This window comes from Streptomyces rhizosphaerihabitans (assembly GCF_025399795.1).
Taxonomy (GTDB): Bacteria; Actinomycetota; Actinomycetes; order Streptomycetales; family Streptomycetaceae; genus Streptomyces; species Streptomyces rhizosphaerihabitans.
This window is the reverse complement of record NZ_JAODTZ010000203.1, coordinates 1-350: the sequence shown is the minus strand read 5'-3', so window position 1 is coordinate 350 and position 350 is coordinate 1. Positions and strand designations below refer to the sequence as shown.

Genomic DNA, 350 nt, shown 5'->3' with positions numbered 1-350 from the left:
ATGTCCCGCGAGCAGGTCAGGGAGCGCTACCAGGAGATCGTCGACTTCTCGGGCATCAACGAGAAGGGCGACTTCATCACCCTGCCGATGCGGACCTACTCCTCCGGCATGTCGGCCCGGCTGCGCTTCTCCATCGCGGCGGCCAAGGACCACGACGTCCTGATGATCGACGAGGCCCTCGCGACCGGCGACCGCTCCTTCCAGAAGCGGTCCGAGGCCCGCATCCGCGAGCTCCGCAAGACCGCGGGCACGGTGTTCCTGGTCAGCCACAACAACAAGTCGATCCGCGACACCTGCGACCGCGTGCTGTGGCTGGAGCGCGGCGAGCTGCGCATGGACGGACCGACCGA

At 67.4% G+C, this 350-nt stretch carries 1 protein-coding gene; it reads left to right on the top strand.

What is annotated here, in order from left to right; genetic code table 11:
• A partial coding sequence (locus N4G66_RS45415) for an ABC transporter ATP-binding protein (RefSeq protein WP_391858999.1) occupies nt 1–350 on the top strand: 350 nt, incomplete at both ends.